This window comes from Akkermansia sp. GGCC_0220 (genome assembly GCF_017566105.1).
In the GTDB taxonomy this organism is placed as follows: Bacteria; Verrucomicrobiota; Verrucomicrobiia; order Verrucomicrobiales; family Akkermansiaceae; genus Akkermansia; species Akkermansia massiliensis.
Window position 1 is genome coordinate 1 of record NZ_JABFCI010000078.1, and the last position, 248, is coordinate 248.

1 protein-coding gene is annotated in these 248 nt (G+C 55.6%); it reads right to left on the bottom strand.

Annotated elements, in window-relative coordinates; translation table 11 throughout:
* The coding region (locus tag HJW02_RS13055; protein ID WP_208050686.1) for a hypothetical protein at positions 1-248 on the bottom strand (248 nt) is incomplete at both ends.

The following is a 248-nucleotide window of genomic DNA, read 5'->3' on the forward strand; positions in this document are numbered from 1 at the left end:
CGCCGCCTTCTTCTTCCAGTTCGTCGTCTTCCAGCAGTTCGAGTTCTTCCTCGTCATCTTCTTCCAGCAACTGGTCGTCTTCCAGTTTCCACAGCAGTTCCTTGCCGCCCCAGGAGCCGGATTCTTCCAGCAGCGCTCCGTCTTCCAGCTCCTCCTCGAGCAGTTCGAGTTCATCGTCTTCTTCCAGCTCGTCTTCCAGCAGCAGCTCTTCGTCATCAAGTTCTTCGAGCTCAAGCTCATCTTCCAGC